This is a genomic window from Streptomyces sp. NPDC008121 (assembly GCF_042957155.1).
Classification (GTDB): Bacteria; Actinomycetota; Actinomycetes; order Streptomycetales; family Streptomycetaceae; genus Streptomyces.
The window spans coordinates 1-26,708 of record NZ_JBIBHT010000018.1 but is presented as its reverse complement, the minus strand read 5'-3'; the positions used below and the strand labels follow the sequence as shown (position 1 = coordinate 26,708).

30 protein-coding genes and 1 tRNA gene are annotated in these 26,708 nt (G+C 70.1%); 26 read left to right on the top strand and 5 right to left on the bottom strand.

Annotated features, from left to right (window positions below):
- Positions 1-20 precede the first annotated feature (20 nt).
- From ACFZBD_RS33025 to ACFZBD_RS32925, 21 genes are all read left to right on the top strand, one after another.
- Complete coding sequence (locus ACFZBD_RS33025) at positions 21-1,259, top strand: phage portal protein (RefSeq protein ID WP_391146953.1); 1,239 nt, start codon at positions 21-23, stop codon at positions 1,257-1,259.
- A gap of 11 nt (positions 1,260-1,270) precedes the next feature.
- Positions 1,271-1,930, top strand: coding sequence for an HK97 family phage prohead protease (locus ACFZBD_RS33020; protein WP_176724439.1), 660 nt, complete (start codon positions 1,271-1,273; stop codon positions 1,928-1,930).
- Positions 1,931-2,061: 131 nt separating this feature from the next.
- Positions 2,062-3,309, top strand: a complete 1,248-nt coding sequence (locus ACFZBD_RS33015) for a phage major capsid protein (protein WP_391146949.1) — start codon at positions 2,062-2,064, stop codon at positions 3,307-3,309.
- A 64-nt stretch (positions 3,310-3,373) separates the two neighbouring features.
- Positions 3,374-3,778, top strand: a complete 405-nt coding sequence (locus ACFZBD_RS33010; protein ID WP_381194750.1) for a hypothetical protein — start codon at positions 3,374-3,376, stop codon at positions 3,776-3,778.
- A 10-nt stretch (positions 3,779-3,788) separates the two neighbouring features.
- Positions 3,789-4,064, top strand: a complete 276-nt coding sequence (locus ACFZBD_RS33005; protein ID WP_093820453.1) for a hypothetical protein — start codon at positions 3,789-3,791, stop codon at positions 4,062-4,064.
- 3 nt (positions 4,065-4,067) lie between these two features.
- Positions 4,068-4,658 carry a hypothetical protein gene (locus ACFZBD_RS33000; protein WP_093820451.1) on the top strand — a complete coding sequence of 197 codons (591 nt, stop codon included), beginning with the start codon at positions 4,068-4,070 and terminating at the stop codon, positions 4,656-4,658.
- Positions 4,659-4,666: 8 nt separating this feature from the next.
- Positions 4,667-5,110, top strand: a complete 444-nt coding sequence (locus ACFZBD_RS32995) for a hypothetical protein (RefSeq protein WP_391146945.1) — start codon at positions 4,667-4,669, stop codon at positions 5,108-5,110.
- A gap of 5 nt (positions 5,111-5,115) precedes the next feature.
- On the top strand, positions 5,116-5,853 hold the full coding sequence (locus tag ACFZBD_RS32990) for a hypothetical protein (RefSeq protein WP_391146942.1): 738 nt from the start codon (positions 5,116-5,118) through the stop codon (positions 5,851-5,853).
- A 6-nt stretch (positions 5,854-5,859) separates the two neighbouring features.
- Positions 5,860-6,270, top strand: coding sequence for a hypothetical protein (locus ACFZBD_RS32985; protein ID WP_391146939.1), 411 nt, complete (start codon positions 5,860-5,862; stop codon positions 6,268-6,270).
- Complete coding sequence (locus ACFZBD_RS32980; protein WP_256074049.1) at positions 6,270-6,776, top strand: hypothetical protein; 507 nt, start codon at positions 6,270-6,272, stop codon at positions 6,774-6,776. The genes ACFZBD_RS32985 and ACFZBD_RS32980 overlap by 1 nt, the downstream gene beginning before the upstream one ends.
- An 11-nt stretch (positions 6,777-6,787) precedes the next feature.
- A complete protein-coding gene (locus ACFZBD_RS32975) occupies positions 6,788-7,198 on the top strand; it encodes a hypothetical protein (protein ID WP_391146935.1) in 411 nt (136 codons plus the stop codon).
- A 164-nt stretch (positions 7,199-7,362) separates the two neighbouring features.
- A complete protein-coding gene (locus tag ACFZBD_RS32970) occupies positions 7,363-10,305 on the top strand; it encodes a hypothetical protein (protein ID WP_391146932.1) in 2,943 nt (980 codons plus the stop codon).
- A complete protein-coding gene (locus ACFZBD_RS32965) occupies positions 10,305-13,073 on the top strand; it encodes a hypothetical protein (protein ID WP_391146929.1) in 2,769 nt (922 codons plus the stop codon). Before ACFZBD_RS32970 ends, ACFZBD_RS32965 begins: the two co-directional genes overlap by 1 nt.
- Positions 13,074-13,085: 12 nt before the next feature.
- A complete protein-coding gene (locus tag ACFZBD_RS32960) occupies positions 13,086-13,547 on the top strand; it encodes a hypothetical protein (RefSeq protein ID WP_391146927.1) in 462 nt (153 codons plus the stop codon).
- A gap of 65 nt (positions 13,548-13,612) precedes the next feature.
- Positions 13,613-14,026 (top strand): hypothetical protein, encoded by a 414-nt coding sequence (locus ACFZBD_RS32955; RefSeq protein ID WP_391146926.1) that lies wholly within the window; start codon positions 13,613-13,615, stop codon positions 14,024-14,026.
- Between the two features lie 62 nt (positions 14,027-14,088).
- On the top strand, positions 14,089-15,048 hold the full coding sequence (locus tag ACFZBD_RS32950) for an N-acetylmuramoyl-L-alanine amidase (protein WP_391146924.1): 960 nt from the start codon (positions 14,089-14,091) through the stop codon (positions 15,046-15,048).
- 2 nt (positions 15,049-15,050) lie between these two features.
- Entirely contained in the window at positions 15,051-15,284 is a 234-nt protein-coding gene (locus tag ACFZBD_RS32945; protein WP_391146921.1) for a holin, read from the top strand.
- Positions 15,281-15,538, top strand: a complete 258-nt coding sequence (locus ACFZBD_RS32940; protein WP_391146918.1) for a hypothetical protein — start codon at positions 15,281-15,283, stop codon at positions 15,536-15,538. Before ACFZBD_RS32945 ends, ACFZBD_RS32940 begins: the two co-directional genes overlap by 4 nt.
- Before the next feature lie 203 nt (positions 15,539-15,741).
- Complete coding sequence (locus ACFZBD_RS32935; RefSeq protein WP_391146917.1) at positions 15,742-16,992, top strand: helix-turn-helix domain-containing protein; 1,251 nt, start codon at positions 15,742-15,744, stop codon at positions 16,990-16,992.
- Positions 16,993-17,301: 309 nt separating this feature from the next.
- Positions 17,302-17,442: a hypothetical protein gene (locus ACFZBD_RS32930; RefSeq protein ID WP_391146914.1), complete on the top strand. Its 141-nt coding sequence runs from the start codon at positions 17,302-17,304 to the stop codon at positions 17,440-17,442.
- 8 nt (positions 17,443-17,450) lie between these two features.
- Complete coding sequence (locus ACFZBD_RS32925) at positions 17,451-17,639, top strand: hypothetical protein (protein WP_391146911.1); 189 nt, start codon at positions 17,451-17,453, stop codon at positions 17,637-17,639.
- A gap of 50 nt (positions 17,640-17,689) precedes the next feature.
- Here the strand turns inward: ACFZBD_RS32925 and ACFZBD_RS32920 are convergent, their stop codons facing one another.
- From ACFZBD_RS32920 to ACFZBD_RS32900, 5 genes are all read right to left on the bottom strand, one after another.
- Positions 17,690-17,929 carry a helix-turn-helix domain-containing protein gene (locus ACFZBD_RS32920; protein WP_256074034.1) on the bottom strand — a complete coding sequence of 80 codons (240 nt, stop codon included), beginning with the start codon at positions 17,927-17,929 and terminating at the stop codon, positions 17,690-17,692.
- A gap of 423 nt (positions 17,930-18,352) precedes the next feature.
- Positions 18,353-18,496 (bottom strand) — tRNA-Lys (locus ACFZBD_RS32915).
- Between the two features lie 122 nt (positions 18,497-18,618).
- Complete coding sequence (locus ACFZBD_RS32910) at positions 18,619-19,989, bottom strand: tyrosine-type recombinase/integrase (protein ID WP_391146907.1); 1,371 nt, start codon at positions 19,987-19,989, stop codon at positions 18,619-18,621.
- 192 nt (positions 19,990-20,181) lie between these two features.
- Positions 20,182-20,394, bottom strand: coding sequence for a hypothetical protein (locus ACFZBD_RS32905; protein ID WP_391146905.1), 213 nt, complete (start codon positions 20,392-20,394; stop codon positions 20,182-20,184).
- Between the two features lie 157 nt (positions 20,395-20,551).
- Positions 20,552-20,968: an XRE family transcriptional regulator gene (locus tag ACFZBD_RS32900; protein WP_391146903.1), complete on the bottom strand. Its 417-nt coding sequence runs from the start codon at positions 20,966-20,968 to the stop codon at positions 20,552-20,554.
- A gap of 257 nt (positions 20,969-21,225) precedes the next feature.
- Here ACFZBD_RS32900 and ACFZBD_RS32895 point away from each other — a divergent pair, with 257 nt between their 5' ends.
- The 5 genes from ACFZBD_RS32895 (at position 21,226) to ACFZBD_RS32875 (ending at position 26,579) form a co-directional block, all read left to right on the top strand.
- The gene (locus ACFZBD_RS32895; protein WP_391146901.1) at positions 21,226-21,522 is read left to right on the top strand and encodes a helix-turn-helix domain-containing protein; all 297 of its coding nucleotides are present in this window, start codon (positions 21,226-21,228) and stop codon (positions 21,520-21,522) included.
- Positions 21,519-21,752 carry an AlpA family transcriptional regulator gene (locus ACFZBD_RS32890; RefSeq protein ID WP_256074078.1) on the top strand — a complete coding sequence of 78 codons (234 nt, stop codon included), beginning with the start codon at positions 21,519-21,521 and terminating at the stop codon, positions 21,750-21,752. Before ACFZBD_RS32895 ends, ACFZBD_RS32890 begins: the two co-directional genes overlap by 4 nt.
- The gene (locus tag ACFZBD_RS32885) at positions 21,745-21,954 is read left to right on the top strand and encodes a hypothetical protein (protein ID WP_093820498.1); all 210 of its coding nucleotides are present in this window, start codon (positions 21,745-21,747) and stop codon (positions 21,952-21,954) included. Before ACFZBD_RS32890 ends, ACFZBD_RS32885 begins: the two co-directional genes overlap by 8 nt.
- Positions 21,951-24,602, top strand: a complete 2,652-nt coding sequence (locus ACFZBD_RS32880; protein ID WP_391146898.1) for a bifunctional DNA primase/polymerase — start codon at positions 21,951-21,953, stop codon at positions 24,600-24,602. The genes ACFZBD_RS32885 and ACFZBD_RS32880 overlap by 4 nt, the downstream gene beginning before the upstream one ends.
- Positions 24,603-24,962: 360 nt before the next feature.
- Complete coding sequence (locus ACFZBD_RS32875) at positions 24,963-26,579, top strand: DEAD/DEAH box helicase family protein (RefSeq protein ID WP_391146895.1); 1,617 nt, start codon at positions 24,963-24,965, stop codon at positions 26,577-26,579.
- Positions 26,580-26,708: the final 129 nt, after the last annotated feature.

The window sequence follows — 26,708 nt, the reverse complement described above, 5'->3', positions numbered from 1 at the left end:
CAACTCTTGGCCCCGACGGGGTGTACTACGCCGGTGGTCCGCCGCCCGCGGTAAGCGGGTGGCGGCAGATGGGGCGTGTCCTGGCGCGGCCGTTCCGGTGGCTGGGCGGGGTCAGTAAGCGGGCCATCACGTCACTGCCGTGGGGCGGCGGCGGATCCGGGATGGGGTCGGTCTCGCCCGAGCGGGCGGTCGCCCTGATCCCCCTGTTCGCGTGCGTGCGGATCCTCGCCGACTCGATCGCGTCGCTGCCGGTGCAGACCTACCGACGCAACGGCGGGTCGCGGGAGATCCTCACGTTCGTCCCCTCGCTGCTGTTCGCGCCGGCGGCGCGGGACAACCTCTTCGAGTGGCTGCACAAGGCGGTCGTGTCTCTCGCGCTACGGGGCAACGCCTACGGGCTCATCACCGCCCGCGACGACTTCGGGTTTCCGACGTCGATCGAGTGGTTGAACCCGGACGACGTGTGGGTGGACGAGCTGCGCCCGACGCTGCCCGTCTTCTACTGGCAGGGCCAGATCGTTCCCGCTGAGCAGATCGTCCACATCCCGTGGGTGGCCCTGCCCGGCAGGGTCGTTGGCCTGTCGCCGGTGCAGGTGTTCGCCCGCACGATCGGGGTGGGGCTGTCCGCCACGGAGTACGGGCTGTCCTGGTTCGACAACGGGGGCACGCCTCCGGCGGTGATGAAGAACTCCGGGAAGACGATCAACCCGGATGAGGCCGAGGAGATCAGTGACCGGCTGGCCGCCCGCGTGCGTGCGCGGAAGCCGCTGGTCTACGGCAGCGACTGGGACTTCACCGCGTTGAAGGTCAACCCGGAAGAGTCGCAGTTCATCGAGACGATGCGGCTGAACGCCTCTCAGATCGCGGCGATCTACGGTGTGCCGCCGGAGATGGTGGGCGGCGACTCCGGCGGGTCGATGACCTACGCGAACGTGGAGCAGAACGCGATCAACTTCGTCGGGTTCACGTTGCGCCCGTGGCTCGCCCGGCTGGAGGCGAAGCTGTCCGCGCTGATGCCAGGCCGCGAGTTCGTGAAGTTCAACGTGGACGCGATGATCCGCGTCGACTTGATGACCCGGTACCAGGCGCATCACCAGGCGCTGGAGGACGGGTGGCGTAACCGGGACGACATCCGGGCGCTGGAAGACCTGCCGCCACTGCCGGACGGGCAGGGGCAGCCGTACCTGCCGGTGTCGATGCTCGGCGGACCTACAAGCGATCCGGCCCCCGGGCCGGACGACCCCAACCCCAATCCGTGAGGAGGCCTACCGTGGCCGACCTGGAGAGGCGCTACACAGCGGTGCCCGTCGAGCTGCGGGCCGCCCAGGAGCAGCGCACCATCAACGGCTATGCAGCCGTCTTCAACCGCGAGTCGTCGAACCTCGGCGGGTTCGTCGAGGTCGTCGACAGCCGCGCGTTCAACAAGAGCCGGGGTGACGGCTGGCCGGACGTCATCGCCCGCTACAACCACGACGACAACATGCTCCTCGGCACGGTGGCCGGCGGCACGCTGCGCCTCCTGCTGGACGACACCGGGCTGATGTATGACGTCGATCCGCCGCAGGCCCGAGCCGACATCCTGGAGCTCGTCTCCCGCGGCGATGTCCGCAAGTCGAGTTTCGCGTTCCGCACGGTGGAGGACGACTGGGGCATGACCGACCAGGGGTTCCCGAAGCGGACCCTGCTGGCCGCCCAGCTGGTCGACGTCGCCCCGGTCAACATCCCCGCCTACCCGGACAGTTCGGCCGGTCTCCGGTCGCTGGCCGCGCACGTCGGGGCCGACATCGAGGAGGTGCGGAGCCTCGCCCGGCAGGACGAGCTCCGCAAGTTCTTCGTCCGGACCGATGGGCCGCAGGCGCCGCGTAAGCAGACCCTCGGGGCAGCCGCCCGGATGGCGCTGCTGGCCCGCAAGCAGGACCCGTACACCTGACAGCCCTGGGGCAGGCCGACAGCCACCCCTTCCCTCAGCACCCCGCCCGCCTCTGCGCGGGCGTTCTGCATTTCGAGGCAGGCCGACAGCCACCTCGGGCACTCACCCCATCATCAGTAAGGAGTCGGACCATGTCCGAGGTTGCGAAGGCCCTGCGCGATCGGCGTATGAACGTGTGGGAGCAGGCCAAGGCGCTCGCCGACAAGGCGGCTGACGAGAACAGGAACTTCTCCGGCGAGGAGGAGTCCACCTGGACGTCGCTCAACGCGGAGCTCGACGCGCTCGACAAGCGGATCAAGGCCGTGGTCGACGGCGAGCAGCGGGCGAAGGACGCCGAGGACGCCATGGCCAAGCTGCGCGGCGAGCCGCGCGGCAAGGGCGGCGTCAGTGGAGACATCGGAGCCGACGAGCTCCGGAAGTTCCTGACCGGCGACGGCCCCCGGTTCTTCGACGTGCGCCCGCAGGGGCCGGTGAACTTCCGTGCCCTGTCCAAGGCCACGGGCGGCGCGGGCGGCAACACGGTGCCGACGTCGTTCTACGACCGGCTCGTCGCGCACCTGATCGAGACCAGCTCGATCCTCGACGCCGGGGCGACGATCCTCAACACCTCCTCCGGCGAGGCGCTGGAAATCCCGAAGACCACCGCGCACTCCTCGGCGGCGATCGTCGCCGAGTCCGGCACGATCGGCCCGTCCGACCCGGCGTTCGGGATGGTCACCCTCGGGGCGTACAAGTACGGCAACCTGATCAAGGTGTCGCGCGAGCTGGTCACCGACACCGGGGTCGACCTGGAGGGCTACCTCGCGATGCAGACCGGGCGCGCGCTCGGCAACGCGTTCGGTGCCCACGCCATCACCGGCAGCGGATCGGCGCAGCCCCGCGGCATCATCACCGACGCCACCGCCGGGGCGACCGGGCCGACCGGAGTCACCGGCGGCTTCGGATCCCAGGGCACCGTCGGGCAGGGCGCGGATCTGCTGATCGACCTGTTCCACTCGGTCATCAGCCCGTACCGCAAGAGCGCCGCCTGCCAGTGGATGATGGCCGACGCGACCGCGGGCACCATCCGGAAGATCAAGACCGATGAGGGCCAGTACATCTGGCAGCCCTCGGTGATCGTGGGCCAGCCCGACACGATCCTCGGCAAGCCGGTCCTCACCGACCCGAACGTCCCGGCCATCGGCCTGTCCGCAGAGTCCGTCATCTTCGGTGACTTCTCTCAGTACTTCGTCCGCATGGCCGGCGGCATCCGCTTCGAGCGGTCCGAGGACTTCGCGTTCGACTCCGACATGGTCACGTTCCGGGCGCTGATGCGCGCGGACGCGGCCCTCGTCGACCTGACCGGCGCGGTGAAGACCTTTACCGGCGGGGCCTCCTGACCACACCCACCCGACGGGGCCGGACTCACCGCGAGCCCGGCCCCGCCCTGGCACAGGAGGACCTGTGACCCTGTACGACAGAACCCTGACCAAGGTGTCGCTGGCCCCGGCCATCGCCACCAACGGAACGCTGAACGGCGCGGCGGTCGACCGGGGCGTGAACGGCGGCATGCAGAACGCCATGCTCGTCGTGTCCACCGGAGTCATCACGGACGGCTCCCACGCGGTGGCCATCCAGGACTCCGAGACCGGTTCATCCGGCTGGACCACCGTTGCTGCCGGACTGCTCCAGGGCACGGCACCCACTGTCGTCGCCGCGAACGACGACACCGTGTTCGAGGTCGGTATCGGTCTGACCCGCCGGTACCTGCGCGCGGTCGTCGTGACGTCCGGCGCGACGGACGGCGGCATCGTCGGCTGCCACTTCCTGCTGACCGCACCCCGGTTCGCGCCGGTCGCCCGCTCCTGAAGGGAACACCATGCGTATCCGCATGAAGATCGCCATGTCCGGCCTGCGTAACGGGCAGCCGTGGCCGCCTGTCGGGCAGATCGCCGACATCCCGACCGGCGAGGCACAGCACCTGTGTGCGTCCGGCATCGCCGAGGAAGTCTCGGACGGCCCGCCCGCCGAGGAGACCGCGACGCCCCCGGCGTCCGAGGACACCAAGGCCCCGGCCCCCGAGACTGCCACCGCGCCGGCCGAGACCAAGCGCGGCCGAGGGCGGCCCCGGAAGACGCCCACGGCCGAGGAGTAGGCCGTGGCCAACGAGTACGCCACCCGGGCGGCACTGAAACTGCGCCTCGCGATCGAGACGGACGACGACACCCGGGACACGCTGCTCGACGGTGCCCTGGCCGCCGCTTCCCGGGGCATCGACACGGCGACGGGGCGGCGCTTCTGGCTGGACGACGAGCCGTCGGCCCGCACGTTCACGCTCGCGGGGAACGTGGTGCGCGGAGACAGCGGGGCCCGCCTCCTGATCGACGACGCCGGGTCCACCCCCACCGTCGTGGAGACCGGCAGCGGGAACTCATGGACGGCACTCACCGGCTACGACACCGCCCCGGACAACGCGCTCGTCCGGGGCCGCCCCATCACCGCACTGGCCCTGGCCGCGGGCGGGTGGGGCGGCGGCCCGCGCGCCCGCGTCACCGCCCGGTGGGGGTGGCCTGCGATGCCGGACGAGATCACCGAGGCGACGCTCATCCAGGCCGCCCGCCTCTTCCGGCGCAAGGACAGCCCGGAGGGCGTGACCGGGTCCGCCGAGTGGGGCGTGGTCCGCCTGTCGCGGCGGGACCCGGACGTATGGGCGCTGATCGAGCACTTCATCCGACCAGGCTTCGGGTAGGGGGCGGCATGGAGGCATCAGCAATCCGCAACGCCATCGCGGACGCGGCCCGCGCGGTGAGCCTGCCCGAAGGAATCGGGAAGCTGACCTGCACCGGGTACGTGCCCGATGCCGTGGTGGCCCCGCACTTCTTCTGCGGGGAGTACACCGTCGACTACGACAAGGCCATGAGCAGGGGCCTGGACGTGGTGGAACTGACGTGCCGGGTCCTGGTCGGCCGCGCCGATGACCGCGCTTCCCAGCGGACGTTGGACAGTCTGCTGGCAGGCTCCGGCCCCGCCTCCCTGAAGCAGGCGATCGAGGCGGCGCGCGGCGCCCCCGGCGAGTACGCGCTCGGCGGCCTGGCCCACGACCTGCACGTGATGCGGATGCAGGGCTACCGCTGGTACGAGCACGCGGGCACCGACTACGTCGGCGCCGAACTCATCATCAAGATCATCGGAGAGGGGTAGCCGCCGTGGGCAAGTTCGTGCTGCTCGACGCCAGGCTGTTCGCACCGGGCGCGGATCTGTCCGGCGCCTCCAACAAGATCGAGCTGACCAGCGAGATCGAGGACAAGGACGCCACCAACTACCGCAGCAACGGGTGGAAGGAGGTCCTGGGCGGGCTCGGGTCGGCGGAGATCTCCGCCGAGGGCCAGTGGGAGGCCGGGGACCCGTCCCGGGTCGATGACGCGTCCTGGGCGGACCTCGGCGGCGTCGGCCCCTACACCGTGTGCCCCGCCGATTCCGTGGTCGGCGCCCTGGCCTACCTGGTGCAGGGCATGCGCGCCGACTACAAGGCGGGTGACGCCGTCGGGGAGATCGCCCCCTGGTCCGGGACCGTCAAGTCGTCGTGGCCGCTGGTGCGCGGGCAGATCGCCCATGCGCCCGGTCTGGCCCGTACTGCGGACGGCACCGGCACCGCCCTCACCCTCGGCGCTGTCCCCGCCGGGAAGCGGCTGTACGCCGCCCTGCACGTCCTGTCCGTGGCAGGCACGGCCACCCCGTCCCTCACCGTGACGGTCGAGTCCGACGCCGCCGCCGACTTCGCCGCCCCCGTCACCCGCGCCGCGTTCACCGCGGCCAGCACCCCGGGCGGCCAGGCCGTGCGCACCGACGGTCTCGCCATCACGGACACCCACTACCGGATCGCCTGGACGGTGACCGGCACCAGCCCCAGCTTCATGTTCGCTGTCTCTCTCGGAATCAGGTGATCCCCCATGCCCAAGATGGTGCTGCTGGCCGCTCACGTCAGCCTCGGCGGTAACGACCTCTCCGCCTACGCCCGCAAGTGCGAGGTGACGGTCGAGGTCGAGGACAAGGACGTCACCACCTACGCGTCCCTCGGCTGGAAGGAGGTCCTCGGCGGCCTCAAGAGCGGTGAGCTCGGGCTGGAGTTCCTCCAGGACGTCGCCGCGACGAAGATCGACAGCATCATGTGGCCGCTGCTCGGAACCGTCGTCCCGTTCGTGGTGCGGCTCGACGCCGCGCCCAAGTCCGTCTCCAACCCGGAGTGGACCGGGTCGGTCCTGATCAACGGGTGGAACCCCGTCGAGGGTTCCGTCGGCGACGAGGCCTCCGTGTCGGTCGGCTACCCGACGTCCGGAGCCGTGGTTCGCACGACCGCCTGATGGCGACCGGTCCGCCGTTCGACCTCACGGTCACGCACGAGGGGCTGGACGCCCTGGTCCGGGCGATCCGCCGCGAGGAAGACGGCAAGCTTCTGCGCAAGGAGCTCGCGAAGACCATGCGCGACGCGCTCCGGCCCGGGGCGGCGATGGCCAAGTCCGCGATCATGTCGATGCCCTCGGCCGGCACCGGCATGGGGCCTGGGCTCCGGTCCGGGATCGCGAAGAAGATCCGCCCCGAGGTGAAGCTCGGCGGCCGCTGGACCGGGGCCCGCGTGAAGGCCTTCAAGACACCTGGCCTGCGCGGATTTACTAACGCCCCGAAGCGCACCAACCGCCGCGACGGCGGGTGGCGCACCCTCAGCTACGGGCACGAGCCGTGGCGAACCCAGACCGGTAAGCGGCAGTGGTTCGACGAGGCATTCGAGAACGACTCCGCCCGCCACCTGGCTGCGGTGCACACCGCGATGGAAGACATGGCCCGGCGCCTGGCGGCGCGGGCCCGATAGGAAGGACACCCATGTACCTGGTGCTCAAGCGCGAGGGCGACGCCGAGCCGACCCGGTGGCGCTACAACCCGAAAAAGCTCATGTCCGTGGAGCGGGAGGACATCGAGCGGCGCACCGGCCGGAACTTCGCCCAGTTCACCCAGGACGTGTTGCAGGGCAACAGCCTGTGCCGCAGGGCGCTGCTGTTCACCTACCTGCGGCGCGACCACCCGAAGACCCGGTTCGAGGACGTCGACTTCGCCTGGGACGAGCTCACGCTGGAGTACTCGAAGCAGGAGTTCGAGTCGATGCGGGAGAACATGCTGGAGTCCCTCCACGGCGATGAGCTGGCCGCCTCCCTGGCCGCGATCGACCGGCACATCGAGGACGCCTTCGATGACACCGAGACCGAGGGAAAAGCCCAGCTGCCGATCGCCGAGTAGTCCACCTCGGCAACGCGGCCCACCTGCTCGGCATCAAGCCGTGGCAGTGGCGGCTGATGACGGTCGAGGAGACCGACGCGGTCCTGGGCTGGCTCGACCAGTACGAGAAGGCCACCGAAGAGGCCGCCAACAACTGAACACCTGAACAGAGAGGGGGTGCCCCCGTGGCCGACACCTCCCTCGTGTTCAACCTCGTTGCCCGGGACCGTGCGTCCGGTGTGGTCGAGCGGATGGGCGAGCGGATGGGGACCGCCGCGGCGACGATCGGCGCCGGCATCGGTACGGCGCTCGGTGTCGGTGTGGCCGGGGCCCTGTCCATGGAGGGCGCGAACGCGAAGCTCGCCAACCAGCTCGATCTGAACGAGGCCGAGGCTGCCCGGATCGGTGGTGTGACGGGGGCGGTGTTCGCGTCCGGGTTCACCGAGAACGTGGACGAGGCCGCTATCGCGCTGCGCGGGGTCGCCTCATCCATGGTCGACGTCGGCGACGTCAGCAGCGCCGAGCTCCAGAAGCTCACCACGCAGGCGCACGTGCTGTCCGACACGTTCGAGTTCGACCTGAACGAGGCCACGCAGGCCGCCGGCGCGCTGATGAAGTCGGGCCTGGCGAAGGACGGCACCGAGGCGTTCGACCTGATCACCGCCGCCGCGCAGAAGCTGCCCGCGGGCATGGCTGCGGAGGTGCCCGCCCTGGTCACCGAGTACTCCTCGTTCTTCCAGGAACTGGGTGTCACCGGGCCGCAGATGATGGGGGCGCTCACCGAAGCGGCCCGCAACCCCTTGTTCCAGATCGACCGGCTCGGCGACTCGATCAAGGAGTTCAACCTCCGCATCGCCGACACGGACGCGGTGAAGGAGCCCCTGAAGGAACTCGGCCTGGACGTCGAGGACATCCAGGCGAAGATCAACAAGGGTAAGGGCACCCAGGCGTTCGACCAGATCGCCATCGCCCTGTCCAAGGTGAAGAACCAGACCGACGCCACCCGGCTGTCCGCCGCGCTGATGGGCGGCCCCGGTGAGGACGCGAAGGCCTCGCTGATCGGTCTGGGCAAGGCGGGCGGGTTCGCCGCGCTCGGCCTGGAGGACGCGGCCGGGTCCACCCAGGACATGGTCGACCGGGTCGAGGGCACCGCCACCCAGAAGCTCACCAAGTTCAAGAACACCGCGATGACCAAGCTCGCCGAGGTCGGCGCCGGGTTTGTGGACTTCGGGATGGCCAACCAGGGGGCCGTCGTACCGCTGCTGGCCACCCTCGGGATCCTGGCCGGGGTCGTCATGACGGTCGGCGCCGCACAGAAGGTGTACGCCACCTACACGGCCCTCTCCACCGCCGCGACGAACGTCCAGAACTCGGCAACATATCGGGCTATTGCCGGGTGGACGCGGATGATGGCGGTCGGCCTGATGGCCTACCTCCGTATCGCCGCCGGTGCGGTGGCCTCCGCCGCGACGACCAGCGCGGCGTGGGTGGGCAGTGCCCTCGCCGGGATCGGTACGTGGATCGCCGCGGTGGTGCGGGCCGCGCTAACCACTGCCGCGCAGTTCCTGATGATGGCGGCCCGCGCGGTCGCGTGGGCCGCCGTGATGGCCGCACAGTGGCTGATCGCCATGGGCCCGATCGGCTGGGTCATCGCCGCGGTGATCGGCCTCGTGGTGCTGATCGTCGCGAACTGGGACCTGATCAAATCCGCGACGGCCGCAGCGTGGGACTGGGTCTGGGGCAAGATCGTCGCGATCGGAACGTCGATCGTCTCGACCGTCGCGAACTTCATCGCGGGCGCCCTCCAGCGGTGGGACCGGCTGCGCGCCGGCGTCTCGGCGAAGGTCACGGGCCTCGTCTCCTACGTGCGCGGGCTCCCAGGCCAGATCCGTGGCGCCCTCGGCGACATGGCGGCGCTCCTGGTCCAGAAGGGACGCGACGTCGTGTCCGGCCTGTGGCAAGGCATCCTCGGCATGGGCGGCTGGCTCAAGGGCAAGATCCTGGGCTGGGCCAAGTCGGTCGTGCCTGGGCCGATCGCGAAGGCCTTGGGCATCGCCAGCCCCTCGAAGGTCACGGCCGCGCAGGGTGCGTGGATCGGCCGGGGCCTGGCCGACGGGCTCATGGGGTCGGCGAAGCAGGTGCGGGCCGCCGCGACGAAGGTCGCCGGGATCGTCCGCGACAGCATGAACCCGGGCAAGAAGCGCACCGCCGCGCTCAAGCTGGTCGGCGCCCGCTCGAAGCAGCTGGTGGCGCTGGCCAACCAGGAAGTGAAGGTGGCCGCCCGGCTGAAGACGGCGACGAAGAGCCTGGCCGACCAGATCAAGGCCCGCGACAAGCTCGCCGCGGACGTGAAGAAGGGCGTCCTGGACTCGGCGAACATCACCGCGAACAACGCCAACGGGCCGGTCTCGGCGCAGACGATCCTGGCCAACCTCCAGCAGAAGATGCAGCAGGCCAAGACGTTCGCCGCCCAGCTCGCGACGCTCCGCAAGAAGGGAGTGCGCTCCGACCTGATCGCGCAGATCGCGCAGGCCGGGGTCGAGCAGGGATCCAGCGCGGCCGCCGCGCTGGCCATGGCGTCCAAGGGGCAGATCACCCAGATCAACAACACCCAGGCCGCCCTCGTCGGGGCCGCCGACCAGGCCGGGGCCACCGCCGGGACCGCCATGTACGGGGCGGGGATCCAGGCAGCCCAGGGCCTGGTGAAGGGCCTCAAGTCGCAGCAGAAGGCCATCGAGAAGCAGATGGCGTCCCTGGCGAAGGGCATGGCGTCCAGCATCAAGAAGGCGCTGGGCATCCACTCGCCCAGCCGCCTGATGGCGGACGAGGTCGGATCCATGGTCCCCGCCGGGATCATCGAGGGCATGGACGACGGCCGCACCAGGCTCGACCAGGCCATGGCCGACATCGTGCGGCCCGGCCCCGCCACCAACCAAGCCCAGGCGACCGGCCGCCAGATGGCACCCACACCCTCCGGGGCGCCGCTGCTCACGTCGGGCGGTACCCAGACGGTGCGGATCGAGATCTCCGGGCGCGACGAGGTCAAGAGGCTCATTCGCACGATCGTCCGGGAGGACGGCCGCGGCAGCGTGCAACGGGCGTTCGGCTACGGAAAGGAGGCCACGTGATGGCGTTTCCGCAGACACCTCTGGACGTGCGGACGGAGCTCCTGATCGGCGGGTGGACGGACGTCAGCACGGACGTCTACACCCGCGACCCGATTACCATCACCCGCGGGGCCGCCGACGAGTCGTCCTCGCTGGAGCCTTCGTCGTGCTCCCTGACCCTCAACAACCGGCACGGCCGCTACAGCCCACGGAACCCGCTGTCTCCGTACTACGGGCTGATCGGCCGCAACACCCCGATCAGGGTGTCCGTGAAGGGCCCGGAGTCCTACCTCCAACTGGCCGGGAGTACCGCCTCCTACGCCCGTACCCCGGACGCCGCGCCGCTCCGTATCACCGGCGACCTCGACCTCCGGGCCGAGGCGACCACCGACTGGACGTCGTCAACGTCCCAGGCGCTGCTCGGCCGGTGGAACTCCGCGACCAACCAGCGCAGCTACCTGCTGCGGATCCTCGACGGGTTCCTGATCCTCAACTGGTCAACAACCGGATCGGACTCCCTGTTCGCGCAGGTGGTGCTGCCCGCCCTGCCTCGCAGGGCCGCGGTCCGCGCGGTCCTCGACGTGAACAACGGCAGCGGGGGCTTCACCGCGACGTTCTACTGGGCGGCGTCCCTGGCCGGGCCGTGGACGCAGATCGGGGACCCGGTCGGCGCGGCCGGTGTCACGAGCGTCTACGCCGGGACGACCCCGCTGGAGGTCGCGCCGATCGCCGCGTCCGGGGTCACCCCGGTCGCCGGGCGGGTCCACCGGGCCGAGGTCCGGTCCGGGATCGGCGGCACGGTCGTGGCCGCCCCGGACGTGCGGACCCTGGCCGAGGGCACGGCCACCTGGACGGACAGCGCCGGCCGCGCCTGGACCCTCGGCGTGGGGGCCCGCGTCTCGGATCGGGAGTACCGGTTCCACGGGGAGGTCAGCTCCTGGCCGTCGCGGTGGGACGTGTCCGGCGCCGACGTGTGGGTGCCGATCGAGGCGTCCGGGGTGACCCGCCGCATGGGCCAGGGCAAGAAGGCGTTGGACAGCACGCTGCGGCGCCGGATCCCCTCCGACCCGCACCTGGTCGCGTACTGGCCGATGGAGGACGGCGACACCGCCACGGCCGCCTACTCCCCGCTGCCGGGGGTCGCACCGGCGCAGATGCCCGGCTTCGACTTCGCCGCGGACGACTCGCTCGGCGGCAGCAGCCCGCTGCCCAAGACGTCCAACCCGTGCTCGTTCCAGGCCACGGTCCCGCGCAGCACCGCCCAGGGCTGGCAGGTCGAGGCCGTCTACTACCTGCCGCAGATGCCTACCCTCCAGACGGAGGTCCTGTCCGTCGACGTGGCCGGGTCGGTGATGCGGACAGCGTCCGTCTACGCGTCACCGTCCGGAGTGCGGATCGAGGCGAGGGACTCGGCCGGCGAAGTCCTCGCGTTCTTCGTGTACTCCAACGCGGGCGCCTTGGCCGACTTCACCGGGAAGTGGAACCGCCTCGCCATCTACACCGCGGCGAGCGGGGGCTCGACGTACCTGTACGTCAGTTGGCGGGACATCGCGACGAACTCCCGCTGGATCTCCCGCACGGTGTTCACCGGGGCGCAGGGAGCGGTGGTGGGGGTGCGCGGCGCCTACGGCCAGGACCTCGCGGACATGGCCATAGGGCACTTGGCGGTGTTCGACGTTCCGGCCACGGGGGTACTGGTCACGTCGCCGCCCGGCAGTGAGATTTTCGCCGGGGCCGACGACGGTTTCCTCGGCGAAACCGCGTTGACCCGCCTGGCGCGGCTGGCCGCCGAGGAACCCGACCAGGTGGCCCTGACGTGGATCGACGGCGACACCACCCAACTGTCGGAGGCCATGGGCCCGCAGCGCCCGGACACCTACCTCGCTCTGCTGGAGGAGTGCGCGGAGACCGACGGCGGGATCCTGTACGAGCGGCGTGACGAGACGGCGCTGGTGTACCGGGACCGGGCCACGCTGTACAACCAGCGGGTGGCCCTGGCTCTCGACTACCGGGCGCGGGGGGAGGTGCCGCCGCCGCTGGAGCCGGTCGAGGACGACCAGCACCTCCGTAACGACGTCACCGTGACCCGACGGGGAGGCTCGGCCGCGCGGGCGGTACTGGAGACCGGCCCCTTGTCCGTCCTGCCGCCGCCGGACGGTGTCGGCCCCTACGACGAGTCCGTCACCCTGTCGCTCGCCACCGACGCCCAGCCGCCCGTGCACGCCCAGTGGCGCATGCACCTGGGCACCTGGGACGAGGCCCGCTACCCGACGATCAGCGTGTGGCTGCACGCCGCCCCGCACCTCATCCCCCAAGTCCTCGCGATGGACATCGGCGACCGGGTCCAGATTGCCAACCCTCCGCCGTGGCTGCCGCCCGGGAACATCGACCAGCACATGCTCGGCCACACCGAGATCCTCGGCCTGTACGAGTGGGCCCTGGCCATGAACTGCACACCGGCCGGCCCCTGGCAGGTCGGCATCAGGGGCGACCCGGCCCTGGGAAAACGGGACACGGCAGGAGCCCGGCTCAACACACCGATGACCGCGAGCGCCACCACCGCCAGCATCCTTACCACGCTGGGCCCCCGCTGGGCGGACTCCGCCACCTACCCCACCGCGTACCCCCTCGACATCACCGTCGGCGGTGAAGTCATGCGGGTCGCCAACTGCACCGGCACCACCACCACTCAGACGTTCACCGTGACCCGCGGGGTCAACGGCATCACCAAAGCGCACGCGGCCGGAACCGCCGTGAGGTTGGCCCGGCAGACCGTGCGCGCCCTATGAGAGGAGCAGGGCATGCCTGACCTGCTGGCAGGCACCACCGTGCTGGCCCAGGACACACCACCGGTGCAGTTCGTCACCGACGGAACCGACATCGTCGGGTTCACCGACATCGTGTTCACGGCCGGTACCCCCATCGTCGGCGTGGTCTTCACCGCCCCGACCACGGGCCGAGTCCGTGTCGACTGGCACTCCCGGTTCCAGCCCACCTCCGCCGTGGCCGCGCAGGTCGCGTTCGCGTTGCGCTCCGGCAGCACGCTCGGCGCCGGAGCGATGGTCCAGGACGGGCTGAACGAGCACTGCCTGGAAACACCGAACGTGTCCGGGTCTGGGAGCCGGGTCCAGGCGTCCATGTACAGCATCGTGTCCGGTCTGACGCCTGGCTCCGTGTACAACGCGGTGGTCTGCCACCGCATGGTGTCGGCCGGTTCCGGCACGATCTTCGCCCGCTCGATCGGGGTGTCACCGTGCTCGTAGCCCAGGCCGGGTGGCTCCTTGAACGATTCGTGTCAACCGAGGATCTTGTCCCTGCGACGCTGCCGGTGGCCACGTCGACGACCCGGCGTGTCCTGCTGCGGGTTCCGGTCCCGGTCTGTCCTGGTGATGTCCTGGATGTGACGGCCCGCGCGCAGATCACCAACGACACCGGCCGGGTGGTGGGGGTGGGGCACGCGCTGTGGGTGTACGACGTAGACCTCGTGCCCGCCGTGCCGGTGGCTGATCGGCCGTGGACGCAGATCGCCCCGCACCTCGCGGACAACTGCACCCCGGACCGCCACCACATGCCGCTGATCATGGGGGCCGCGTGGACGGTCCCTGACGACTGGCCGCCCGGCCACAGGGCCATGGTCCTGTTCCAGGCCGCTGCGTTCCGCTCGTCTCCGGCCGCCGGGGAGACCGTGCGAGTCGATGAGGGGTACGGGCAGCTCGTCGTCCGCCGCTTCGTACCCGCCTGACCCACCCCACCTACCGCCGCCCCGCGCCGTCTGGCCGGGGCATCTGCATGTCTGGAGACTCCATGGCCATTCCTCTGTCCGACGCCGCCGTTCTCGCTGCGTTGCGCGCCGAAGGCGTCACCGTTGTCGAGGTCGGGAACTGGCCCAAGCACAACCGGAGCTCGAAGGGGCTGTGGGGCCCGGTCAACGGCAGCATGGTCCACCACTCGGTGACCCGTGGCACCGCGTCCACGGTCGCCCTGTGCCGGGACGGGTACGCGGACCTGCCCGGACCCCTGTGCCACGGCGTCATCGCGAAGGACGGCCGGGTGCACCTCGTGGGTTGGGGTCGTGCCAACCATGCCGGGGGCGGCGACCCGGGTGTTCTCGCCCAGGTTGTCGCGGAGTCCTACGGCACCCGGCCCTCGCCCCCCACCAAGGGCAACAGCAACGGGGTCGACGGCAACGCGCGGTTCTACGGGTGGGAGTGCGAGAACCTCGGTGACGGCAAGGACCCCTGGCCCGCCGCCCAGTACGACGCGATCGTCCGCGTCCAGGCCGCCGTGTGCCGGGCGCACGGCTGGAACGCGAAGAGCGTGATCGGCCATCTGGAGTGGTCGAGCGACAAGATCGACCCCCGAGGTTTCGGCATGCCGACCCTCCGCGCCGACGTTGCCGAGCGGCTGAAGCACCCCGCCGGCTGGAACCCCAGCGGCGCACCCGCACCTACTACGCCCACCAAGGAGGTCGCTGTGGCCCTGACCACCGCCGACGTCAAGAAGATCTGGAAGACGGACGGCATCCTCGCCTCGCCGGCGACGGCCGCGAAGGGCAACGACTTCTGGACGCCCGACTCGTACATCCGCGACATCCACGTCAGGGTGCGGCAGGCCCAGACCGAGATCGCCGCAGTGACCGCGACGGTCCGCACGATGGCCGAGGCCCTGGCCGCCCGCGACGCCACGGTGGACGTGGACGCCCTGATCGCCCGCATCGAGACCGCCATCAAGGGCGTCACCGTGCGCCTGGAAACGGAGCACTGACCATGGCCAGCACTGCACCCGTCGAAGCGAAGGTGAAGGCGGCGTCGGCCGCTACGTTCCTCGCCGGTCTCGCGATCGCCGTACTGAACGCGATCGTCGCCGACAACAGCCTGCTCGGCCCGCTCCCTTCCTGGCTCCAGGCGCCGCTCCTCGCGCTCGTCCCGTCCGGGCTGACGTGGCTGGCGGGGTACCAGGCACGGCACACGCCGCGCAGTCGGTACGGGGACATCGAGTGACCCCGCAGGACCCGGGGGTGTACATCTCCCCGGCGCAGATGTACCAGGAGGTGCGGAGCTTGGCCCAGGCGGTCGGCCGGATCGAGTCGAAAATCGACGGCGTACTCGACGACACACGGGACATCCGGACCGACCTCGGTGACCACGAGCAGCGGCTCCGGACCCTGGAGCGCGCCCGGTGGCCGCTGCCCACGCTGGGCGCCCTGACCGGGGTGGCTGGCGCCGCCGCCGGGGTCCTCGCCCTCATCCGCTGAACGACCACGCAGCACCGCGAAGGTGAAAACGCTGATCACTTTACGGGTACCCGCAAAGTGATCACGCCCCCTGCCCTGGCCACGTGCCGGGGCAGGGGGCGCTTCGTCGTGCCGGGAAGGATCAACTGACAGTAACGCGGCTCACAGAAAGGGCCTTGCCCCATACCCTGGCAGTGACGAGCTGGACAGAGAGGGGCAAGGCCATGCCAGTTGATGCTACCCCGGACCCGTATGCCGACCCGATGGCATTCGGTCAACGCATGCAGATCCTCCGGACTCGACGCGGGCTCAGTCGTCCGGTCACCGCCGGCCTGCTCGGCAGGTCCCCCTCCTGGGTGAAGCAGGTGGAGCGAGGAGAGATCGGCATGCCGAAGCTGCCCGTGGTGCTGCGGATCGCCGAGCTGCTGCGCGTGCGCGACCTGGCCGACCTGACGGGGGACCAGTCGGCCCCGGTCGACCTCTTCATCGGGCCGGGCCACCCCCGCCTCCAGGCGGTGCGGGACGCGGTCAACACCCTGTCGCTCAGCAGCGACAGAGAAGCTCCACCGGCCGCTCACCTCTCCGCCCGGCTGGCGAAGGCGTGGGCCGCGCGGCACCAGGCGGCGAACCATCGAGAGGTCCTCGGTGAGCTTCTGCCTGGTCTGATCAGGGACGCCCAGCTTGCTGTACGGCAGGCTGACTCGGCGGCCGACCGGCGCGCGGCGCAGGCGGTCCTCTCCGAGACGTACAGCCTCGCGCAGTTCTTCCTCGCCTACCAGCCGGAAAGCGCCCTGCTGTGGCGAGTTGCCGAGCGCGGCATGGTTGCCGCACAGGAGTCCGAGGACCCCCACGCCATCGGGGTTGCCGCGTGGCTCGCCGCGCAGGCGCACCGCGACTCCGGGCCCACGCACTTCGACGCCGCGGACAGCATGACCATGGAGGCGCTGGCCTACCTTGAGCGGTTCCTCCCGGACGGTGATGACCGGGTGCGTGCGATCGCAGGGGCGCTCCAGTTCGAGGCCGGGTACACCGCCGCCCGGCGGGGGATGAAGGGCGCGGCGTGGGGGTGGTGGGACAAGGCGCAGACCACGGCGAAACGCCTGCCCACGACGTACTACCACCCGGTGACAAGCTTCTCGCAGGCCATCATGGGCGCGCACGCCGTCACGGTAGCGGTGGAGCTCCGGGCCGGCGGCGAGTCCGTGCGCCAGGCCAACACGGCGGACGCGCAGGCGATTCCGTCTCGCCCACGGCTGGCCCGCCACCGCATCGAGGAGGCTCGGGCGTACCAGCTGAACGGCCAGCAGGAGACAGCGCTGGCAACGTTGGAGCGGGCGCACGAGGCCGCGCCGGAGACGATCCGGTACAACGGTTACGCCAGGCGGATCGTGCTCGAAGAGACGGAGTCGAAGGTGCCGGAGCGCCGCCGGCGGGCGGCGGTCCTGGCGGAGCGGCTGGGGCTGCTCGCGGCCTGATGTCGAACGGATGAGCGGGGGGCAGGATTCCTGCCCCTCGTTCGCTGTCTGCGCTCCTACGGTCGAGGCACCAGCCTTTGACCTGGAGCCGACCATGACTGTGCCTGCATCTCCTCCGCGTTCCGAGTTACCGCTGCCCGACCCCGTGACCTTGTCCGACGCGCAGCAGCGTGGCGCGAACTGTGTCTGGTGCGCGGCCCCACTGGCCAACGCCGCGGCGCACGACCTGGGCGCCCGCCCACTCGACGCGCACGGGGTCTCGGTCCACTGGTTCCCCCGCTGCTGCCGCACCTGCCAGAAGGCACGGTCGTGACGGCGAAGACGGCGGCGGCCGCCGAAGCCGCGTACAAGATCTGGCTCGGGCACACCGTCCAGTGCGCCGCCTGCCGCACCGCTCCCTGCGTGACGGCCATACGGCTTGGCCGCGCCTGGCGGAAGGCCCGCCGATGAGGATCTGCGTGGACTGCGACCGTACGATCATCGGCCCTGCGGTGCTGGCCGCAGCGGGCCAGTCGATGTCCGGCGCCCGGCCGGACATGTGGGCCCACCCACCACGCAGCCCGGAGTGCCAGCCCCGGGTCCCCTCGAAGCAACTGCTACGCAAGGCCATGGCCGAGATCGCCAGCCAGCCGCGGCTGAAGTACTGAGACTCCCTGCTCGTACCCGGGGCCGGCGGCGGCCGGGGTGCGGGCAGGGTCTACTCCCGGACGAGGTCGGCGAGCGGGACACCGATCGCGTCGGCGATGCGCAGCAGGTTGTCGAGAAGGGGGCTGGACCGCCCGCGCTCGATGTCCTGGTAGGCGGACCGGTCCATACCGGTGCGGGTGATGACGTCCTGCTGGCTCAGGTTCGCGTGCAGGCGGGCGGCCCGGATCTGGGCAGCGATCCGCCGTCGTCTCTCCAGGAGGCGAGGGTCTGGCGGGATGACGCGCGGCACGGGTTCCACGCTGACCGGTCATGATCATTTTGCATGCAGGGTAGACCCGGCTTTCTTCGATCATGAATGCTGGGGGCCACTGCACGAACGGAGCCGACATGCCAACCCTGCTGTTCCTCCCCCAGGCCCCGGCGCTCACAGCCCCTCAGAGCGCCCCGCCTTCACCCACGACGCGGGAGTGGGTAGACGCTCGGTACGAGAGCCTTGTGGCGGCGTGGGAGGCGGTGAATCCACCGCCCGGAGTGGCCGGGTTCATCTACCCGTAGGCGTACCAACGGCGCCCTGACCGCAGAACGCGGTCAGGGCGCCGTTGTGCGTTCTCGCTGACCTTTCGGGCCAGCAGCGGGCCAGCAGCGCTCACGCATGCTGCCCGAAAGAGCGAGGACCCCAGCTCACACATGCTCTGAGCTGGGGTCCAGGGGTAGGCCGTGTGGGACTCGAACCCACAACCAACGGATTAAAAGTCTGCGGCGCGCTCATGAGGTCTCGTGCGACATCATGACGACCGAGGCGACACTATGTGCTCCAGTGCTGGTCAGCGGTAGTTTCCTTCCGCTGGGCTCGGCCGGTTCGCTCGGTCTCATGAGGTCTCATGCGGTGCTGTTACGGATCGTTCGGGCCAGCAGCGGGCCAGCAGAAAGGCCCCGTCACCTGCGGTGACGGAGCCTTGTTGTCCTACGTCCAGGGTACTACTCCGACGCATCCTGCGGCTGTCCCCCGGTGGCCTTCCTGGCCCTTGGCACGACGGCGGCTGCGCGCTCGGTCAGCTCGTCCTCGTAGTCCTCGAACAGCTCCATGTACGTGTCCGAGGTCAGCACGATCGTGGAGTGACGCAGCTTCACCTTTGCGTCGTGGAGGTCGCCGCCGCCGGCCTTCACAAGAGCGGCCGCGCCGTGACGCAGGTCCCGCAGGTTGATGGGCGGCAGGTCCGTTGTCGCCAGGATCTCGCGGAATGCGTCGCTGAACGTCTCAGGGTGGACCCATGAGCCGTCGGCCTGGGTGAAGACCTTGCCCGTGTTGGCCCATTTCTTCCCGTCCTTCAGTCGCCTCTCGCGCTGAGCCTCTTGGCGGGCCTTGTGCTCACGCAGCACCGCGACGGTACCCGCGTCGATCTTCACGGTGCCCGCTGAGCCGGACGTCTTGGGGTTGGTCTCGATCGGCGTCCAGCCGTCGACCACCAGTTCCTTCGCGACCGTCACGGTCCGCCGCTCGAAGCTGACGTTCTCCCAGTCCTGCCCCGCTCCCTCGCCTCGGCGGAACCCGTGATGAGCGACGAGGTGAAAGAAGGCGTACAGCTCGTGCCCCTCGGCAGCGTCCAGGAAGGCGCCGAGCTGTGCGGGGGTCCACACCATCACGGGACTCGGCTTGCGGCCGGTTTCCCGCCACCGGGCAACGCGCTCGTCCGTCCAGAGCAGGCCCTTCGGCCGGGCAGCGGGGACCAGTTCTACGTGCTGCGCCGCGTTGAAGGTCGTCACCTGCTTCTTGATGGCGTAGTTCAATGCAGCGCGCAGAGTGCGACGGACGGACTGCACGGTGGCGGGCCCGGTAACGCGCCGGTACGGGGGCATTGCCGCCAGCCGTGCGCGCTCCTCCTCCAGCCGCGGGCGCTCGGCCGCCGGCGGGCGGCCGCCCCGGGCCCACTTCGCCCGCTGCTCCTGCTCCCGGCGAGCGGCGTTCTCCGCACGGATCGTGTCGTTGCGGTCGGTGATGGCGTCGAAGAAAAACTGCGCCTGGCCAACGCCGAAGCGGTCGACTCGGTGGTGTCCGACCCCGGGGTCAAGGTGGACGCGGACGTGCGAGCGGTATCCGTTCGTGGTGGTCGGCCGCGTCTTCTTCGAGCCGAGCCAGGACTCAAAGAGCTGGCTCATGGTCATCTTGCCTTCGAGCTCAATGCCGACACCCAGCCGCCGTTTCACCTCGGTGGCATCCGGGATGGGCGCCCGGTCACGCATGACCGCCTGGAGCAGGTCACCGACGCGCCGAGCGGCGTCCTCGTCCTCGTCCGTGACCAGGTCCAGGATGGCCCGCAGCTTGTCCAGGTCCGCTTGGGCCTTCGTCACCGTCGCGTACCCTGTGCGGCGGAACGGGCGGCGCTTCCCGTCGGCATCGAGCGGGAGCTCCTGCCGCAGCAGGAGCTTGCCGTGGTTCTTCTTCGTGAGCTGTGGGCACGCCGTGCCGAGGAGGCGGCCCTCCGGGCTGCGGCACTCGCAGCGCTTGGTGATGCCGCCCGCGCGACGGGATGTGGCCACGGCTCACTCCTCCTGGTCACCCTCAAGGATGCCGGAGGCCTGGAGCGCGTCGTGCATCTCCACGATCTCTGCTACCAGATCCGGAGTTATCTTGCCCTCGCGTACAACCATCAGGGGGCCGCTGAGTGTCTGAATTATGACCACGCGGTGCCCCACTGGGAGCTCCCCGCTTGTGGCGTACTTCACAGCCGCCGCTTTGCTCGGCAGATTAGTCACGCTGGCCCCCGCTCGCTCAAGTGTTCGATCTATGGAGCGTACTGCTCCGATTCGTGTGCGCTGCGTCACATGCCAACATCATGTCACTCGCGAACGCTGCGGCCTACACCCTTTCGAGTGGTTTCACTTTGAGTAACGCAAAGGTCAAGGGTGCAGGTCAGCGCTCATCCCGACCCGGTGGTGCGAACGCGTCGATGAGTCGCAGGAGTTGCTGTCGCTGATCCTCCGTCAACTTCTCTGTCCGCCGCACAAGCGCACTCGCCTCGCCACTCTCCGCCCACACGCGTTCGATTCCGAAGAACTGGGCCGCCGCCGCATCTTGCAACTGATGCAGCGGCAGACCCGTAGCCTCTCGCAGTGCCCTGAGCTGTGCCGTGCGGGGAGGGATCACCGATTCTCCTGTCTCCAGGCGGTACACCCACCCCGACTTCACCTGCGCACCCGTAACCGGATCGATCGAACGCTTCTCGAACGCACTCAGGGAGAGCCCCAGGGCGGCCCGGCGCTCCCTGATGAGGTCGGCAAACTCGGTGGTTTCAGCTCCGGTCTCGGCGTCCGGCCTGTTCTCGGTCATGACGTTCATCCTGTCACTCCAGTGCGATGGCTGTTCAGGGTGATCACTCGCGCGCGGCCCTATCTCACCATGTCGCAGGGGTGGGGCGTCACGCGACCTGAACGGATTGTTCAGGCAATGGCACGGAAGCGCTAGAGCGTCACGGGGGCGCACAGGGCTCACGACACCGCCAATCTTCAACTGTCTGGACAATCCGTTCAGGCAATGGAATGCTGAGGGCGTTCAGAAAAATGAACGAACCATTTCGTGAGGTGAACATGCCCCAGCCACCCATGTGCCGGGTCTACGACCGGCAGCTGCTCGCGAAGGTGATGGAGCGCAGCGGGACGGGCGCCCGCCTGACCGCCCGCGACCTCGCCTCGCTCACCTCCCTCCCCCTCGGCACCGTCGGCGCGCTGCTCTCCGGAGAACAGCGGTTCCTGCCGCGCGAGAAGGCCGAGCGCATCGCGCAGGTCATAGGTGTCGACCTGCTCATCCTGTTCGTCCCGTGCGAGCGGGCCGGGCGGTCGTTCGTCGACGCCAGCGCGCCGGCCCCCGAGGCGGTGCCCGCATGAGCACTCCCACCGCACTCAGCGCCCAGGAGGTCCTCAACCTCCCGGCCATGGCCAAGGCGGAAGACGCTTTCGCCGCCCTCGGTATCGGCCGCGACCTCGGGTACCGGCTCATCCGCCAGGGCGAGTTCCCCGTTCCCGTCGTCCCGCTCGGCCGCATCGTCCGCGTCCGTCGCGCCGACCTCCTCGCCTTTCTCGGCCTGGCCGAGAGCGACGGAGGCACCCATGAATAGCCCGACCCCCCGGCGCATCGTCGGCGCGCTCTTCGTCGACTTCGGCGACCGGGACCGCCCCCCGCGCGCTCGGTACGAGTGCATCCCCTGCGACTACCGCAGCGACATCGTCACCGGCCCCGCCGCGGTCGCCGCGTTCACCGCCACCGCTTCCGACATCCACCGCACCGTCTGCCCCTCACGCCAGGAGAACCACCAGTGACCGACGCGCAGACGCCCGACATGCGGGCCGCAGCCCGCGAGTACGACGAGGCCGGACTGTGCGTACTCCCCATCAAGGCCGACGGCAGCAAGGCCGCCTCCGTCAAGTGGACGCCGTACAAGGTGACCCGCTCGATCCCGGCCGAGCACGACCGGTGGTTCCCGGCGGGCACGACCGCAGGTATCGCCGTGGTCTACGGAGCCGTGTCCGGCGGCGTGGAGCTCATCGAGTTCGAGGGAACCGCCATCGAGGACGGACTCCTCGACGAGGTCACCGAGGTCATGGAGGCATCCGGGCTCGGCGAGGAATGGAAAGCCATCCTCACCGGGTGGGCCAGCACGTCCCCGTCCGGCGGCCGGCACTTCCGGGTTCGCGTCGAAGGCGGCCCTGTTCGGCCCAACACGAAGCTGGCGTCCCGGTTGGCCCGCCCGGAGGAGTACACGCCGGAGGAGAAGCAGCGCTTGGCCGAGAAGCCCGGCAGCCAGGTCATCCGCGTGCAGATCGAAACGCGCGGCGAAGGCGGGTACGGGCTCGTTGAGCCGAGCGGGGGGACTGTCCACGAGACCGGCCGCCCTTACCTCCGCACCAGCGGCGCCCCCGCCACCATCCCCACCATCAGCGCCGAGCGTCTGGACGCCATCCACGAGGTCTGCCGGATGGTCGACACCCTCCCCAAGCCCGAGTCACCGAAGGCGGTCGGCAAGGCGTTGCCGCCGCTGCCCGACGGCGGCCTCCGCCCCGGCGACGACTTCGAGCGGCGTGCGGACTGGGAGACGATCCTGAACGGGACCTTCGTCCCGGTGACCACACGCGGCACCACCACCTACTGGGGGTGGGCCGACGGGAAGGGCGGGGTTAAGGCCACCACGGGCCGCGGAGACGCAGACCGGCTGTACGTCTTCACCACCAGTAGCGAGTTCACCGCCGAGACGCCCTACTCGAAGTTCGGAGCGTACGCGCAGCTGCACCACGGCGGGAACCACAAGGCGGCCGCCGCCGCCCTCCGGGAACAGGGGTACGGCAGCGCCCCCGTGCGCCGCCGCCTTTCCTCCGTACCTGCGCAGCAGCAGCACTTCGCCGACGGGTCCTCCGCGCTGGACCCGGACCACGCACCCGACCCGCAGGACGGGTTCGAGGGCGGCCCGCAGCTTCGCGCCGTCCCGGCCCGCCCCGAGCTGGACATCACAAACGAGGCCGACGGCATCGACGGTGTCCTCGCCCTCATGAAGGACGGCCAACTGCCCGACCTCTACAAGCGGTCCGGGGGGCCGTGCTGGGTGTACCGCGACGACAACGACGACCCCGTGGTACAGCAGCTCGCGTCCGACAACCTCCGCGCGTACCTCGCCGACCACGTCTCCAGCTACGTCGTGAAGCGCAACCCGGTCACCGAGCAGATGGAGGAGCACCGGGAGCTCCTCATGCCGAAGAGCTGCGCCACGGTCCTCGGGCGGAAGGACTGGCCTCTGCCGGCGCTGCGCGGGGTCGTCACATCTCCCGTGATCCGGCCCGACGGCAGCCTGCTGGAGTCTCCCGGGTACGACCGGGCCACCGGCCTCTACCTGGAGCCTCGGGTGCCGCTGCGCCGTCTTCAGCCGCAGGTGACCAGGGACAGCCTGGAGCGGGCAAAAAGCATCGTGCTCGGCGACGTCCTGCACGACTTCCCCTGGGTAAAGCCGAGCGACCGAGCGAACTTCCTAGGCGCGCTGCTCACCCCGATCCTGCGCGCGTACTTCCACGGACCGACTCAGATGGTGGCCATCACCGCGACGGCGGCCGGCAGCGGCAAGACCCTGCTGAAGGACATCTTCAAGTACTGCTTCGGCACGGCGGACACGGCCTGGCCCGAAAACGACACCGAGCTACGCAAGAGCATCACGACGCAGCTGTACGGCACCGGGTCCCCCGTCGTCGTCTTCGACAACCTGCCGAACGGGTTCGTCCTGAAGACGTCGGTCATCTCCTCTCTCCTCACCGGCGAGCACTGGGGCGACCGGATCCTCGGGGCCACCGGCAAGGTCACGATGCGGAACGACCGGCTGTGGGTGGTCACCGGCAACGCGCTGCGGACCGGCGGCGACAACAAGCGCCGCATCCTGTGGGTGCGGCTCGACCCCGACTGCCCCAACCCCGACCAGCGGGACGGGTTCCGCATCGGCGACCTGCGCCCCTGGCTGCGCGCCAACGCCTCCACCCTGGTCGCCGCGCTCGTCACCCTCGTCCGGGCCTGGCTGGCCGCAGGGGCCCCCGTGATCCGCGTCCGCAAGGGCGACTACAGCGAATGGGCGTCCATGGTGGCGGGCCTTCTCCACTACCTCGGCGTAGAAGGCTGGATGGCCGACACCGCCGACGCTGAGAACCAGGACGACGAGCAGCAGGAGTGGTCGCTCTTCCTGGAGATGTGGCGCGAGACCTACGGCAACGAGCCGCTGGCCACGGGCGCGGTCATCAAGGGCCTGCCCAACCACGTGCCCCGCAAGGGCGACGAGCCGCCCTCGGCGAACCAGCTCGGCATCTGGCTCAAGGCCCGGCAGGGCCGCTACTTCGGCGTCCACAAGGTCGTGATGGTCGTCGACAGCCACCGGAAGCAGAACCTGTGGCGGGTCGACGTCCACGCCGATCGCGGTACCGGACGGCACGAGTCGTGACGGGCCGTCCGGCGGGGAGTGCGGGGGCTCTGCGGGGACCTGTGCGGGGACCTGGAGAGACCCCCGCACAGCGGACCACCTGCGCTGATGCGGGGAGGCGGGGAGTTGCGGGGGCCCGTCCCGCTCCCCATATAGCGCGCGGGTCACACATGCATCGCACATCACATGCGCTGTGCGTCATCACCACACAGCTCTTCTTGGCTCTCGACATCAATGGACTTCCTAAGTCCCCGCAAGTCCCCGCGTCCCCGCAAAACCGCTGATCAGCACCACTCAAAGCCTTGCCAGGAGTCCCCGCAGAGCGACCGCCGAGTCCCCGCACTCCCCGCAAACACCCAGCAACCGAAACCGAGGTGACCCATGACCACAACCACGTTCCCCCCTCGCCCGTACCAACTCGACGCCATCGAGGCCCTGCGAACCGGCTGGGCAGCCGGAGCCACCCGGCTCGCCGTCGTCCTTCCGACCGGCGCCGGGAAGACCGTCGTCTTTTCCCACCTGGCCCACCAGATGCTCGACAGCCTCGGCGGCCGCCGCGTCCTGGTCATCGCGCACCGGGAGGAGCTCATCGAGCAGGCTGCGGCCAAGCTGCTCGCCGTCGACCCGATGCTGCGCGTCGGCATCGTCAAGGCCGAGCGCGACCAGCACCACGACGCCGACGTAATCGTGGCCAGCGTCCAGACCCTGGCGGTCGCCCGCCGGCGCGAGGCCATCCGAGACATCGGCCTCGTCATCGTCGACGAGTGCCACCATGCGGCCGCCCGCACCTACATGGACGTCCTGCGCCACTTCGGGGCCTGGGACGGAACGCCCGTCGCCGGGTTCACCGCGACAATGACCCGCACCGACGGCGGCCTGGCCGAGGTGTGGGAGGACGTCGTCTTCAGGCTGGACATCCTCGACATGATCAGTGACGGCTTCCTGTGCGACGTCCGCGGCAAGCGCATCACCGTGGACACCCTCGACCTCGACCAGGTCCGTACGCGCGGCGGCGACTTGGTCGACGGGCAGCTCGGCCAGGCCCTGGAGGACTCCGGCGCGCTGGACGCCATCGCGAAGGCGTACGTTGACCACGCCGCCGACCGGCCCGGCGTCGTCTTCACCCCGACCGTGGCGACCGCCCAGGCGGCGGCCGCCGCGCTGGAGGCCGCAGGGATCACCGCAGCGCCGGTGTGGGGCGACATGAGCCGCGACGACCGCCGCGCCACGCTCGCCCGCTACACGGCGGGCGACGTTCAGGTCCTCACCAACTGCATGGTCCTCACCGAGGGGTTCGACGCACCGCACACCAGCTGCGCCGTGATCGCCCGGCCCACCAAGTCGCCCGGCCTGTACGTGCAGATGGCCGGCCGCGCTCTCCGCCCGGCGCCGGGGAAGCGGGACGCGCTGCTGCTGGACGTCATGGGCGCCTCGACCCGGCACAAGCTGGCGTCCATGGTCGACCTCACCGCGCGGGAGGTTGGGGAGGCTACGGAGAACAAGACGCTGCGGGAGGTCGCCGAGGAGCACGCGGCCGCAGAGGAGCGCAGGGCGCTCGCGGCCCGCGTCGACGCAGAGGAGATCAACCTCTTCGGAAGCAGCCCGATCCGCTGGCTACGTACGGCTGACGGCACGTGGTTCATCCGCCTCACGTCCGCCATGGTCCTCTTCCTCGTACGCGACCCGGGGACCCGGCTGTACCGGATGCGCCGCTGGACCCAGGCGCACGGTGCGCACCCGCCGAGGGACGACGTCGCTCGGCCGCTGCCGGAGGCCCTGGCGTGGCTGGAGCAGCAGGCCCGTGTTCTCGCGCCGGGCGCGTTCGTGTCGAAGCATGCCCGGTGGAGGGCGGGGAAGCCCAGCCCGAAGCAGCTCGGCCTCTGCCGCCGTCTCGGCCTCTCCGTGCCGCGCGGCGCCTCTGCGGGCGACGTCGCCGACCTCATCGACCAGGACCGCGTCGGCCGCGTCCTCGGCGAGCTCATCCTTCCCGCCGCGTAGCGGTCCGGGCCTGTCGCTATCAGGCCCGGACCTCCACCCATCACATCACGGAGGAACCCATGAGTCCCGCAGTGACGGCCGCCCTGGACCGTACCCGCGCCCTTCTTGACCAGCCCCCGCCCGACCCCA